Consider the following 12989-nt stretch of genomic DNA (forward strand, 5'->3'; position numbering starts at 1 on the left):
GCCGCCCGTCAGGCCGCCACCCGCAGCAGCAGCACGGTCCTCCCCGGCACCGTGACCGAGGTCCCCGCCGGGTACGTCACGTCCGGCGGTCCGCTCTGCTCCTCCCGCCCGGTGTCGACCACCACCTCGTACCGCTCCGCCCACGGAGACCCCGGCAGCGCGAACTCCACCGGCTCCGCGCCCGCGTGCAGCACGGCCAGGAAGCTGTCGTCGAGCACCGGCGCCCCCTGCTCGTCGCGCCCCGGGATGTCCCGCCCGGAGAGGTACATGCCGAGCGTGGCGGCCGGCGCGTACCAGTCGCCCTCGGTCATCTCCCGGCCGTGCGGGGTGAACCACGCCAGGTCCCGCAGCCCGTCCGCGGAGTGCGCCCGGCCGGAGAAGAAGGAGCGGCGGCGCAGCACCGGGTGCCGGTGCCGCAGGGCGACCAGCCGCGAGGTCAGTTCCAGCAGCGGTTGCCATTCCGGGTCGTCGCGCAGGCTCCAGTCCACCCAGCCGGTCTCGTTGTCCTGACAGTAGGCGTTGTTGTTGCCGCGCTGGGTGCGGCCCATCTCGTCGCCCGCCACCAGCATCGGCACCCCCGTCGACAGCAGCAGCGTGGTCAGCAGGTTCCGCAGCTGCCGCCGCCGCAGGGCGCGCACGTCCGGGTCGTCCGTCCCGCCCTCCGCGCCGCAGTTCCAGGACCGGTTGTCGTCCGTGCCGTCGCGGTTGCCCTCCCCGTTGGCCTCGTTGTGCTTGCGGTCGTACGACACCAGGTCGCGCAGGGTGAAACCGTCGTGCGCGGTGACGAAGTTGACCGACGCGTACGGCCGCCGCCCGCCCCAGGCGTACAGGTCGCTGGAGCCGGACAGCCGGTAGCCCATCTCCCGCACGTCCGGCAGCGCGTGGCGCCAGAAGTCCCGCACGGCGTCCCGGTAACGGTCGTTCCACTCCGTCCACAGGGGCGGGAAGGCGCCCACCTGGTAGCCGCCGGAGCCGACGTCCCACGGCTCGGCGATCAGCTTCACCCGGCGCAGCACCGGGTCCTGCGCGATCACCGCGAGGAACGGGGAGAGCATGTCGACGTCGTGCATGGAGCGGGCCAGCGCCGCCGCCAGGTCGAAGCGGAAGCCGTCGACGCCCATCTCGGTCACCCAGTAGCGCAGCGAGTCCGTGATCAGGCGCAGCACGTGCGGCTGCACCACGTGCAGGGTGTTGCCGCAGCCGGTGTAGTCGGCGTACCGGCGGGCGTCGGGCGGGAGGCGGTAGTAGCCGCGGTTGTCGATGCCTTTCAGGGACAGCGTGGGGCCCAGCTCGCCCGCCTCGGCGGTGTGGTTGTAGACCACGTCGAGGATCACCTCGATGCCGGCCGCGTGCAGCGCGCGCACCATCCGCTTGAACTCGCCGACCTGCTGCCCCGCCGTCCCGGAGGCCGCGTAGGCGGCGTGCGGCGCGAAGTAGCCGATGGAGTTGTAGCCCCAGTAGTTGCGCAGGCCCCGGCGCAGCAGATGGTCCTCGTGCGCGAACTGGTGCACCGGCAGCAGCTCGACGGCCGTGACGCCCAGCTTCACCAGGTGCTCGACCGCCGCCGGGTGCGCGAGCCCCGCGTAGGTGCCGCGCAGCTCCTCCGGGATGTCCGGGTGCCGCTTGGTGAAGCCGCGCACGTGCAGCTCGTAGATGACCGAGTCGGCCCACGGGGTCTTCGGCCGCCGGTCGTCCGCCCAGTCGTCGTCGTCATGCACGACCACCCCCTTCGGCACGTACGGCGCCGAGTCCCGGTCGTCCCGCACGGTGTCCGCGACGTGCTGCTCCGGCCAGTCCCGGACGTGCCCGTACACCTCGGGCGGCAGCACGAAGTCCCCGTCCACGGCGCGCGCGTACGGGTCGAGCAGCAGCTTCGCCGGGTTCCAGCGTCCGCCCGTCCACGGGTCCCAGCGGCCGTGCACCCGGTAGCCGTACCGCTGCCCCGGCATCACCCCCGGCACGAATCCGTGCCAGATGCCGTGCGTCAGCTCGGTCAGCCGGGCCCGGCTCTCCCGCCCGTGCTCGTCGAACAGGCACAGCTCCACGCCCTCCGCACCGCCCGCCCAGAGCGCGAAGTTGGTCCCCGCCACCCCGTCGGGGCCCGTGCGGAACCGGGCGCCCAGCGGCGTCGGCCGGCCCGGCCGGACGGGCACCGTGGGCACGGGCGGCGCCGGCCGCGCGCCGTTCACGACGACGGCCGGGCGCCCGTCCCCGGTGGCCCGTTCTCCGGCCACCGCCTCCTGCTCGGCTGCGCTGGACACCTGTCAGCCTCCCGCGGCTCGTGGGGGACGACGGCGGACAGGTGAGCCACGGCCCGTGCGGCTCGGCCGCGGCTCCCCGGTGCGTCGTCCTCCCACAGTTCTGCCCAGAGCGCGCCTCGCACTCACGTTTCCCCGAGGGGCGGCACGGTCGTTTCCGGATGCGAGGCCCGTCGTTGGGTACCGCGTGAGGCACGTACAAGGGCGCGCACGGCGCGCGAGGGCCGCGCTGGCCGTCGTAGTGACATGGGCAGGACTGCTGACCGCGACCGCCGGGTGCAGCTCGGAGGGTCCCGTCCCGGGGGCGTTCGGGCCGCCGGGGCGCGAAGAGACCATCCAGGTGTCCCCGCGCGACGGCAGCAAGGGCGTACGCCCCGGCGACGCGCTGCGGGTGCGGGTGACCGAGGGCCGGCTGGAGTCGGTGAAGGCGGTCGTGTCGCAGGACGCGCGCGAGTCACCGGTCCCGGGCCTGATCTCCGACGACGGGCGCACCTGGAAGCCGGACGACGAACGCCTGGCGCTCGCCGCGAAGTACACCGTCGACACGGTCGCCGTGGACGGCTCGGGACGCCGCTCCGCCCGGCACACCACGTTCACCACGCACGTCCCGGAGGAACGCTTCATCGGTTACGTCGCCCCCGAGGACCGCTCCACCGTCGGCACCGGGATGATCGTCTCCCTGGAGTTCAACCGGAAGATCACCCGCCGTGCCGCCGTGGAGCGCGCGGTCAGGGTGACGGCGCGGCCCGCCGTCGAGATCCGCCCCCACTGGTTCGGCGACACCCGCCTGGACTTCCGCCCCGAGGACTACTGGAAGCCCGGCACCGAGGTCACCGTCGACCTGAACCTGCGCGACGTCGAGGGCGCGCCCGGCGTCTACGGCCTCCAGCGCCGCACCTTCACCTTCACCGTCGGCCGCAGCCAGGTGTCCGTGGTCGACGCCGCCGCCCACACCATGCGGGTGCGGCGGGACGGGGAACTGCTCACCACCGTGCCGGTCACGGCGGGCGCGGCGAAGACGCCCACGTACAACGGCAAGATGGTGATCACCGAGATGCTCGAGGTCACCCGCATGAACAGCCGCACGGTCGGCTTCGGCGGCGAGTACGACATCCCCGACGTCCCGCACGCCATCCGCCTGACCAGCTCCGGCACCTTCCTGCACGGCAACTACTGGGCCGCGCCCGAGGTGTTCGGCAGCGACAACGTCAGCCACGGCTGCGTCGGCCTGCGCGACGTGAAGGGCGGCGGCGCGGACACCCCGGCGGGCTGGTTCTTCGACCGCAGTCTGATCGGCGACGTCGTCGAGGTGGTCAACAGCAAGGACCGGACGGTCGCGCCGGACAACGGACTCGGCGGCTGGAACATGAACTGGAAGGAATGGAAGGCGGGCGGCGCGGTGAACCGCCGCTGACCGCACCCCCTCGGCCGGGCCGTTGAACTTGGAACGGAACGGTGACAAAACCGCCGCCTTCCAGGCCCCTGGCCAGTGGTTACCATTCGCCGTGTGCGCGAGAGGCGCGCTGGGGGGCCGGGTCCGGCCGGACCCGCCGAGGGGAGAAACAAGTGAACGTGGGGCCGATATCGGGGGCGTCGGTGGGCGCGCGGCGCGGCGGCAGGAAGCTGGCGGCGCTGGCACTCGGGGTGATGCTGGCGGTCACCGCCTGCGGCGGGGGATCGGAGCCGGGGTCCGCCTCGGAGGGCGGCAAGGGCAAGGGCAAGGACTCCACGGCGGCGCGCAGCACGCAGTCCGAGGCGCGCGTGACCGTCGCGCCGCGCGACGGCGCCAAGTCGGTGGAGACCAGCGGTGAGCTGAAGGTGACGGCAGCCCAGGGCAAGCTCACCGAGGTCGTCGTCAAGAACGCCAAGGGCAAGGCCGTCGAAGGCGCGATATCCAAGGACGGCGCCAGCTGGACGCCGTCCACCCACCTCGCCGCCTCCACCAGCTACACGGTGCACGCGGTCGCCGAGGACGCCGAGGGCCGCACCACCACGCAGGACTCCCGCTTCACCACCCTGACGCCGAAGGAGACGTTCATCGGGCACTTCACCCCCGAGGACGGCTCCACCGTCGGCGTCGGCATGCCCTTCTCCCTCAACTTCACCCGGGGCATCACCAACCCCGACGACGTCGAGAAGGCCATCCGCGTCACCACCGAGCCGGCCGTCGAGGTCGAGGGCCACTGGTTCGGCAACGACCGCCTGGACTTCCGCCCGCAGACGTACTGGAAGGCCGGCACCAAGGTCACTGTCGACCTGAACCTCGACGGGGTCGAGGGCCGCGACGGCGTCTACGGCGAGCAGTCCAAGAAGGTCTCCTTCACCATCGGCCGCAGCCAGATCTCCGTGGTCGACGCCAAGAAGCTCACCATGAAGGTGATCCGCGACGGCAAGGTGATCAAGAAGATCAAGGTCACCACCGGCGCCCCGGGCTACGAGACCTGGAACGGCAAGATGGTCATCAGCGAGAAGCTGACGGTCACCAGGATGAACGGCGAGACCGTCGGCTACGGCGGCGAGTACGACATCAAGGACGTCCCGCACGCCATGCGCCTGTCCACCTCCGGCACCTTCATCCACGGCAACTACTGGGGCGGCGACGCCTTCGGCAACCGCAACGCCAGCCACGGCTGCGTCGGCCTGCGCGACGTGAAGGGCGGCTGGGACAAGAAGGCCCCGGCGGCCTGGTTCTTCGACAACTCGCTGATCGGCGACGTGGTCGAGGTCAAGAACAGCGACGACGCGGTGATCGCGCCGGACAACGGCCTCAACGGCTGGAACATGTCCTGGGAGAAGTGGAAGGCGTAAGCCCGTCGTTCACCCGACCTACGGCCCCGGTGTCCGCACCGGGGCCGTAGGCGTGTCCGGCGCCGGAAAGCGGGTGTGAGCCACGGCACCGGCGCGGGGAGCGTCAGCCACCGTGCTGTGCTTGCCCGGCGGACAACCCCCGGACCCCCGGCCGGGTGTGAGCCACGGCACCGGAGCGCGTGGCGTTAGTCACCGTTAACCTGCTGGCATGACCGTACATCTCGAAGTCGCCGAAGGCGTCGGCACGCTGCGTCTGGACCGCCCGCCCATGAACGCGCTGGACGTCGCCACGCAGGACCGTCTGAAGGAGCTCGCCGAGGAGGCCACGCGCCGCGAGGACGTGCGCGCCGTGGTGATCCACGGCGGCGAGAAGGTGTTCGCGGCGGGCGCGGACATCAAGGAGATGCAGGCCATGGACCACACCGCGATGGTCCTGCGCGCCCGTGCCCTCCAGGACTCCTTCACCGCCGTGGCCCGCATCCCCAAGCCGGTCGTCGCCGCCGTCACCGGCTACGCGCTCGGCGGGGGCTGCGAGCTCGCCCTGTGCGCCGACTACCGGATCGCCGGGGAGAACGCCAAGCTCGGCCAGCCGGAGATCCTGCTCGGCCTGATCCCGGGCGCCGGCGGCACCCAGCGGCTGGCCCGGCTCATCGGCCCGTCCAAGGCCAAGGACCTGATCTTCACCGGCCGCCAGGTGCGGGCCGACGAGGCGCTCGCCCTCGGCCTGGTGGACCGCGTGGTCCCCGCCGACGAGGTCTACACCCAGGCGCACGCCTGGGCGGCGAAGCTGGCGCAGGGGCCGGCGCTCGCGCTGCGTGCGGCCAAGGAGTCGGTCGACACCGGCCTGGAGACGGACATCGACACCGGGCTCGCGGTGGAGCGCAACTGGTTCGCGGGGCTGTTCGCCACGGAGGACCGCGAGCGGGGCATGCGCAGCTTCGTGGAGGAGGGCCCCGGCAAGGCGAAGTTCCTGTGACGGACAGTTGAAATCCCAGCAAGGGCCTTGCAATTGACGTCATGTCTGATCCGGCCCTCTCGGCGGCACGCATTATGGGAGCCTTAACGCACCCTTAAGCCGTTTCCGACGAGGGGGCCCGTCGATTGCCCGAGCACGAGTCGTTTTCGCAGGTCCAGCAGGCGCTCGGGGGCATCGGCATGCCTGTGGCACATGCCGGCGGACCAGGAGCGGACGGGGGCGCAAGGGGGGCGTATTCCCCCGGAACGGCCCCGGCCGTCCCGGCGTGCGGCCATGATGGGGCCATGGCGGGGCTGGAGGGCATGGAACAGCCGCGGGGAGACGGACGCGCCATCGCGTCACGCTGGTCGCCGACGGTCGAGGACGAACGTGCCGTGCGCGCGCTGGAGGTGCACGGCGACCCCACGGAGGGTGAAGTTCCGCTCCCGTCCCTGCCCGAGTCCGCCGCCGTCGCCCGCCGACTGGTCCAGATCGTCATCCTGCGCCGGTGGGGCCTGACCCCCAAGCTCACCGAGGACGCCGTGCTGCTCGTCTCGGAACTCGTCGGCAACGCCGTACGCCACACCGGGGCCCGCGCCTTCGGTCTACGCATGCGGCACCGCCGGGGCTGGATCCGCGTCGAGGTCCGCGACCCGTCCCGCGCCCTGCCCTGTCTGATGCCGGTGCAGGAGATGGACATCAGCGGCCGCGGCCTGTTCCTCGTCGACAAACTCGCCGACCGCTGGGGCGTCGACCTCCTCTCCCACGGCAAGACCACCTGGTTCGAGATGCGCGTGGACCGCTGACACCCCCGCTCCGAGGCGTCCGGGAATCACGCACCACCGCGCGGCTTGAGTCTCCACCCGCTGGAAGGCCCAGACTCCCCGACATGACCCACGACGGCACCGGGCTCCTCACCATCGGGGCGCTCGCCCGCGCCACCGGCCTGTCCGTGCGCACCATCCGCTACTGGTCCGACGAGGGCGCCCTGCCGCCCGTGGCGCGGTCCACGGGCGGCTACCGGCTCTACGACGCCGGCTCCGTCGCCCGGCTGGAACTGGTACGCACCCTGCGCGAACTGGGCCTCGGCCTCGACGACGTGCGCCGGGTGCTCACCGGCGAGACCACGGTCGCCCAGGTCGCGGCCGCGCACGTGGCCGCGCTGGACGCGCGGATCCGGTCGCTGAAGGTGACCCGCGCCGTGCTGTCGACCGTGGCCCGCAGGGGCTCGACCGCCGAGGAGACGACCCTGATGAACCGACTCGCCCGCCTGTCCGCCGCCGAGCGCGCCCGCATCCTCGACGACTTCATGGCCGAGATCTTCCGGGGCCTCGACACCGCGGACCCCGACATCCGGCAACGCCTGCGGTTCGCCGCGGCCGACCTGCCCGACGACCCCACGCCCGAGCAGGTGGACGCCTGGGTGGAACTGGTCGAGCTGATCCAGGACCCGGAGTTCCGGACCGTCATGCGCAGGATGATCGAGTTCAACGCCGCGGACCGGGGTCCTGACGTGCCCGGCGGCAGCTCCCTGTGGTTCATGAGCCGCCTGATCCGCAGCGCCGGCGAGGCCCTGCGCGACGGCGTCGAGCCGGGAACTCCGCGCGCCGCGGCCGTGCTGCGCGACCTGATCGGCGACGCCGACCCGGCCGCCGTGCTGAAGCGCCTCGCGGCGGTGGCCGACCCGCGCCTCAACCGCTACCGCGAACTGTCCGCCGTGGTGAACGGATGGGACCGGCCCTCCGCCCACACCGAGCGGTTCGGGTGGGTGGTCGCCGCACTGGAGGCGCGGGCCGCCGGATAATCTTGCCCGCGTCAGTACCAGTACGGAAACGAGGGGCGGATCGGTGGCGGACATCGAGGAAGCACGCAAGCAGTTCGAGCGGATCGACACGAACGGGGACGGGTTCATCACCGCTGCCGAGTTCAAGACCGCGCTGGCCCAGGGCGGCGACTGGAACGTCACCGAGGCGGTCGCCGAGGCCGTCATCAAGTCGCGGGACCTCGACGGTGACAAGCTCCTGTCCTTCGACGAGTTCTGGGTCCACCTGAACAAGTAGGACCGGACCCGCGGGAACGGACGTTCCCCGGCGCCGGAGTCCCGGCGCCGGGGATCCGCGCGGACGCCGCGCAGGGGCCGTACGGGCGACAGCGCCCGGAATGGTCCGCCCGTCCCCGGGGTTGGTGGCGATGATGGAGGTTTCCCCGGAAACCCCGGCGACATCGACCCCCGGAAGGGCGAGGCGAGCAGACATGAAGATCGGCATCATCGGCGCGGGCAACATCGGCGGAAACCTCACGCGACGGCTCACGGCCCTCGGCCACGACGTGTCCGTCGCCAACTCCCGCGGCCCGCACACCCTGAAGGAACTCGCCGACGAGACCGGCGCCACCCCGGTACGGGCCGAGGAGGCCGCGCGCGGCGCCGAGATCGCCGTCGTCACCGTGCCGCTCAAGGCCGTGCCGGACCTGCCCTCCGGGCTGTTCGACGAGGCCGCCGACGGGCTGGCCGTCATCGACACCGGCAACTACTACCCGCAGCGCGACGGCAGGATCGCCGGTATCGAGGACGAGGGCCTCACCGAGAGCCGCTGGACCGCGCGCCAGATCGGCCACCCCGTCGTCAAGGCGTTCAACGGCACCTACGCCCAGGACCTGCTGGACCGGCACCGCCCCGCGGGCGACCCCGAGCGCATGGCCCTTCCCGTCGCCGGCGACGACGAGGCCGCCAAGCGCAAGGTCCGCGACCTGATCGAGGAACTGGGCTTCGACACCGTCGACGCGGGCGGCCTCGACGACTCCTGGCGCCAGCAGCCCGGCACCCCCGTCTACGGCCTGCGCGGCGGCGTCGACGCCGTGACCCGCGCCCTCGCCGAGGCGTCCCCGGAGCGCCCGGAGGAGTTCCGCGGCTAGGGTCTTCCGTTCGGATCAGGCCGGATCAGGGAGCGGGGTCTGGTGCCGTGCGTCGCAAGGCGGAGGAGGGCGGCAGGGCGGAGCCCTGGCAACCGACGACAACGCGGCGAGGCGCGGTGCCAGGGCCCGCGAGCCCGGACTGATCCGAACGAAGGACCCTGGGCCCGAGCCCTCAGGCCCCCGCCCATTCCCGTAGCGCCGACCCGCTGGAGAAGTCCGCCACGTTCTTGTCCAGCGGGTCGTCCGTGTACTGGTGGAAGCGCCACTTCGCCTGGATGCGGGGCTTTCCGGCGGTGACGTAGTCGGCGATCCAGAGGCCGTCGCCCGCGTAGGACGTGGTGTCGTAGCTCAGCCAGAAATGGCGGTTGGTGTAGAGGACGACCTTGTGGTGGGGGCGCAGTTCCTTCACCTCGCGGATGAAGCGGTCCTTCTCGGAATTGCTCGCGTGCGAGCCGTCCCCCGTCGTCTCCCAGTCCACCGCGAGGATGTCCCCCCGCGTCTCGGGCGCCTTGCTGACGAAGTACTCGGCCTGTTCGGTGAGATTTCCCGGCCAGAGGAAGTGGTAGAACCCGACCACCAGGCCGGCGTCCCGCCCCCTTTTGGTCTGGGCGGCCATTTTCGGATTCACGTACGAACGGCCTTCCGTCGCCTTCACGAAGACGAAGGAAAGGCCGTCCGTGTCGTACGAGGAGGACTGGTAGGAACTGACGTCGATGCCACGCAGCATGCAGGTTCTCCCGTGTGGTGCTGTGGGGACGGGACGTGATGATTCCCTGTTTCAACCTGCTTGACGCAAAGCCCTGTTCGGCGAGGAGTTCTCAGCACTCGATGATGTTCACCGCGAGCCCGCCGCGTGCGGTCTCCTTGTACTTCACCGACATGTCCGCCCCGGTCTCCTTCATCGTCTTGATGACCTTGTCCAGGGACACCTTGTGCGAGCCGTCACCGCGCATCGCCATCCGGGCGGCGGTCACCGCCTTCACCGCGGCCATGCCGTTGCGCTCGATGCACGGGATCTGCACCAGGCCGCCGACCGGGTCGCAGGTCAGCCCCAGGTTGTGCTCCATGCCGATCTCGGCCGCGTTCTCCACCTGCTCCGGGGAGCCGCCCAGCACCTCCGCGAGCGCGCCCGCCGCCATCGAGCAGGCGGAACCCACCTCGCCCTGGCAGCCGACCTCGGCGCCGGAGATGGAGGCGTTCTCCTTGAAGAGCATGCCGATGGCGCCGGCCGCGAGCAGGAAGCGGACCACGCCCTCCTCGTCGGCGCCCGGCACGAAGTTCATGTAGTAGTGCAGGACGGCGGGGATGATGCCGGCCGCGCCGTTCGTCGGAGCGGTGACGACCCGGCCGCCGGCCGCGTTCTCCTCGTTCACCGCCATCGCGTAGAGGGTGATCCACTCCATCGCGAGCGCCTGCGGATCGCCCTCGGAGCGCAGCTTGCGGGCGGTGGTGGCGGCCCGGCGGCGGACCTTCAGACCGCCCGGCAGGATGCCCTCGCGGGTCATGCCCCGCTCCACGCAGGCCCGCATCACGCGCCAGATCTCCAGCAGCCCCTCGCGGATCTCCTCCTCGGTCCGCCAGGCGCGCTCGTTCTCCAGCATCAGCGCGGAGATCGACAGCCCGGTCTCCTTGGTGAGGCGCAGCAGCTCGTCACCGGTGCGGAACGGGTACTTCAGGACGGTGTCGTCCAGCACGATACGGTCCGCGCCCACCGCGTCCTCGTCCACGACGAAGCCGCCGCCCACCGAGTAGTACGTCTTGGCCAGCAGCTCCGCGCCGGAGGCGTCGTACGCCCACAACGTCATGCCGTTGGCGTGGTAGGGCAGCGCCTTGCGGCGGTGCAGCACCAGGTCGTCGTCGTAGGCGAAGCCGATCTCGTGCTCGCCGAGCAGCCGGATCCGGCCGCCGTCCTTGATCTTCTCCACCCGTTCGTCGGCCGACTCCACGTCCACCGTGCGCGGCGAGTCGCCCTCCAGGCCGAGCAGCACCGCCTTGGGTGTGCCGTGGCCGTGTCCGGTGGCGCCCAGGGAGCCGTACAGCTCCGCCCGCACGGAGGCGACGGAGTCCAGAAGGTCCTCGTTGCGCAGCCGCCGGGCGAACATCCGGGCCGCCCGCATCGGGCCGACCGTGTGCGAGCTGGACGGGCCGATGCCGATCGAGAACAGGTCGAAGACCGAGATGGCCACGGGAGGACTCCTCAGGGTTCGGCGGACGACGTTGTCCGCCGGGGAAGGGCGGTTCACTGGGTCGGGCGGGGTGATGAATCGTTCATGCGCTGCATGGTGCGGGGCACCGCGCCCACCGACCCAGTGTGCGCGATGCCCCCTACGTCCGTACAAAAAGCGGACGGAATTACCGCAGACCGGGGTACAGCGGGTGCTTCGCGGCCAGCGCCGCGACCCGGCCCCGGAGCGCCTCGGTGTCGTACGACGGCTTCAGCGCCTCCGCGATCACGTCCGCGACCTCGGCGAAGTCCTCGGCCGTGAAGCCGCGGGTGGCGAGGGCGGGCGTGCCGATCCGCAGGCCCGAGGTGACCATCGGCGGACGCGGGTCGTTCGGGACCGCGTTGCGGTTGACGGTGATCCCGACCTCGTGCAGCCGGTCCTCGGCCTGCTGGCCGTCCAGCTCCGAGTTCCGCAGGTCCACCAGGACGAGGTGCACGTCCGTGCCGCCGGACAGCACGTCCACGCCCACGGCCTTCACGTCGTCCCGCACCAGGCGCTCGGCCAGGATGCGGGCGCCCTCCAGGGTGCGGCGCTGGCGCTCCTTGAACTCCTCCGAGGCGCACACCTTGAAGGCGACCGCCTTGGCGGCGACCACGTGCTCCAGCGGACCGCCCTGCTGGCCCGGGAACACCGCGGAGTTGATCTTCTTGGCCAGCTCGGCCGTGGAGAGGATCACGCCGCCACGCGGACCACCGAGGGTCTTGTGCGTGGTGGTGGTCACCACGTGGGCGTGCGGCACCGGGTTCGGGTGCAGGCCCGCGGCGACCAGGCCGGCGAAGTGCGCCATGTCGACCATCAGGTACGCGCCGACCTCGTCCGCGATCCGGCGGAACGCGGCGAAGTCCAGCTGACGCGGGTACGCCGACCAGCCGGCCACGATCAGCTTCGGCTTGTTCTCCTTGGCGAGACGCTCGACCTCGGCCATGTCGACCTGGCCGTCGTCGCCCACGTGGTACGCGACCACGTTGTAGAGCTTGCCGGAGAAGTTGATCTTCATGCCGTGGGTCAGGTGCCCGCCGTGCGCGAGGTTCAGACCCATGATCGTGTCGCCCGGCTTGAGCAGCGCGAACATCGCGGCGGCGTTGGCCTGGGCGCCCGAGTGCGGCTGGACGTTGGCGTGCTCGGCGCCGAACAGCTCCTTCACCCGGTCGATGGCGATCTGCTCGATCACGTCGACGTGCTCGCAGCCGCCGTAGTAGCGGCGGCCGGGGTAGCCCTCGGCGTACTTGTTGGTGAGGACCGAGCCCTGGGCCTCCATGACCGCGACCGGGGCGAAGTTCTCCGAGGCGATCATCTCGAGGGTGGACTGCTGCCGGTGCAGCTCGGCGTCGACCGCGGCGGCCACCGCCGGGTCGAGCTCGTGCAGGGGCGTGTTCAGAAGCGACATGCGGATCCGGCTCCTCAGCCCGCGACGAACGCGTCGTACTCGGCGGCGGACAGCAGGTCGGCCGGCTCGTCGGTGACCCGCACCTTGAACAGCCAGCCGCCCTCGAAGGGGGCCGAGTTCACCAGGGCCGGGTCGTTCACCACGTCCTCGTTGACCTCGGTGACCTCGCCAGAGACGGGGGAGTACAGGTCGCTGACGGACTTGGTGGACTCCAGCTCGCCGCAGGTCTCGCCCGCGCTCACCGTGTCACCGACCTCGGGGAGCTGGACGAAGACCACGTCGCCGAGCGCGTTGGCCGCGTGCTCCGTGATGCCGACCGTCGACACGCCGTCCTCGGCGGCCGACAGCCACTCGTGCTCCTTGCTGTAGCGCAGCTGCTGGGGGTTGCTCATGGCCTGAATTCTCCTGTACGCGGGAAACTGCTGATGACGGGGAGGGCACGC

At 71.4% G+C, this 12989-nt stretch carries 12 protein-coding genes; 7 read left to right on the forward strand and 5 right to left on the reverse strand.

What is annotated here, in order from left to right; all coding sequences use genetic code 11:
- Nucleotides 1-8 precede the first annotated feature (8 nt).
- Entirely contained in the window at nt 9-2261 is a 2253-nt protein-coding gene (glgX, locus tag MTR79_RS06610) for a glycogen debranching protein GlgX (protein WP_244789533.1), read from the reverse strand.
- A gap of 184 nt (nt 2262-2445) precedes the next feature.
- Between glgX and MTR79_RS06615 the strand changes: the two genes are divergently transcribed.
- The 7 genes from MTR79_RS06615 (at nt 2446) to MTR79_RS06645 (ending at nt 8934) form a co-directional block, all read left to right on the forward strand.
- Nucleotides 2446-3672, forward strand: a complete 1227-nt coding sequence (locus MTR79_RS06615) for an Ig-like domain-containing protein (protein WP_244789534.1) — start codon at nt 2446-2448, stop codon at nt 3670-3672.
- A gap of 152 nt (nt 3673-3824) precedes the next feature.
- Nucleotides 3825-5066 (forward strand): Ig-like domain-containing protein, encoded by a 1242-nt coding sequence (locus MTR79_RS06620; protein WP_244789535.1) that lies wholly within the window; start codon nt 3825-3827, stop codon nt 5064-5066.
- Nucleotides 5067-5274: 208 nt separating this feature from the next.
- A complete protein-coding gene (locus MTR79_RS06625) occupies nt 5275-6042 on the forward strand; it encodes an enoyl-CoA hydratase-related protein (protein ID WP_048459851.1) in 768 nt (255 codons plus the stop codon).
- Nucleotides 6043-6221: 179 nt separating this feature from the next.
- The gene (locus tag MTR79_RS06630; RefSeq protein ID WP_078895277.1) at nt 6222-6827 is read left to right on the forward strand and encodes an ATP-binding protein; all 606 of its coding nucleotides are present in this window, start codon (nt 6222-6224) and stop codon (nt 6825-6827) included.
- Nucleotides 6828-6910: 83 nt separating this feature from the next.
- Nucleotides 6911-7825 (forward strand): MerR family transcriptional regulator, encoded by a 915-nt coding sequence (locus tag MTR79_RS06635; RefSeq protein WP_244789536.1) that lies wholly within the window; start codon nt 6911-6913, stop codon nt 7823-7825.
- 43 nt (nt 7826-7868) lie between these two features.
- Complete coding sequence (locus tag MTR79_RS06640; protein ID WP_048459848.1) at nt 7869-8081, forward strand: EF-hand domain-containing protein; 213 nt, start codon at nt 7869-7871, stop codon at nt 8079-8081.
- Nucleotides 8082-8214: 133 nt separating this feature from the next.
- Nucleotides 8215-8934 carry an NAD(P)-binding domain-containing protein gene (locus MTR79_RS06645; RefSeq protein WP_279953962.1) on the forward strand — a complete coding sequence of 240 codons (720 nt, stop codon included), beginning with the start codon at nt 8215-8217 and terminating at the stop codon, nt 8932-8934.
- Between the two features lie 172 nt (nt 8935-9106).
- On the opposite strand, the gene MTR79_RS06650 is transcribed toward MTR79_RS06645, so the two are convergent.
- The 4 genes from MTR79_RS06650 to gcvH all read right to left on the reverse strand — a co-directional run bounded on the left by MTR79_RS06650 (nt 9107) and on the right by gcvH (nt 12938).
- Nucleotides 9107-9661, reverse strand: coding sequence for a glycoside hydrolase family 25 protein (locus MTR79_RS06650; RefSeq protein ID WP_199205043.1), 555 nt, complete (start codon nt 9659-9661; stop codon nt 9107-9109).
- Between the two features lie 91 nt (nt 9662-9752).
- Nucleotides 9753-11120, reverse strand: a complete 1368-nt coding sequence (locus tag MTR79_RS06655) for an L-serine ammonia-lyase (protein WP_102638732.1) — start codon at nt 11118-11120, stop codon at nt 9753-9755.
- 166 nt (nt 11121-11286) lie between these two features.
- Nucleotides 11287-12546: a serine hydroxymethyltransferase gene (gene glyA / locus MTR79_RS06660; RefSeq protein ID WP_086699684.1), complete on the reverse strand. Its 1260-nt coding sequence runs from the start codon at nt 12544-12546 to the stop codon at nt 11287-11289.
- 14 nt (nt 12547-12560) lie between these two features.
- Nucleotides 12561-12938: a glycine cleavage system protein GcvH gene (gene gcvH / locus MTR79_RS06665; protein WP_048459843.1), complete on the reverse strand. Its 378-nt coding sequence runs from the start codon at nt 12936-12938 to the stop codon at nt 12561-12563.
- Nucleotides 12939-12989 lie beyond the last annotated feature (51 nt).

This window comes from Streptomyces sp. BJ20 (assembly GCF_022869105.1).
Taxonomy (GTDB): Bacteria; Actinomycetota; Actinomycetes; order Streptomycetales; family Streptomycetaceae; genus Streptomyces; species Streptomyces griseoincarnatus.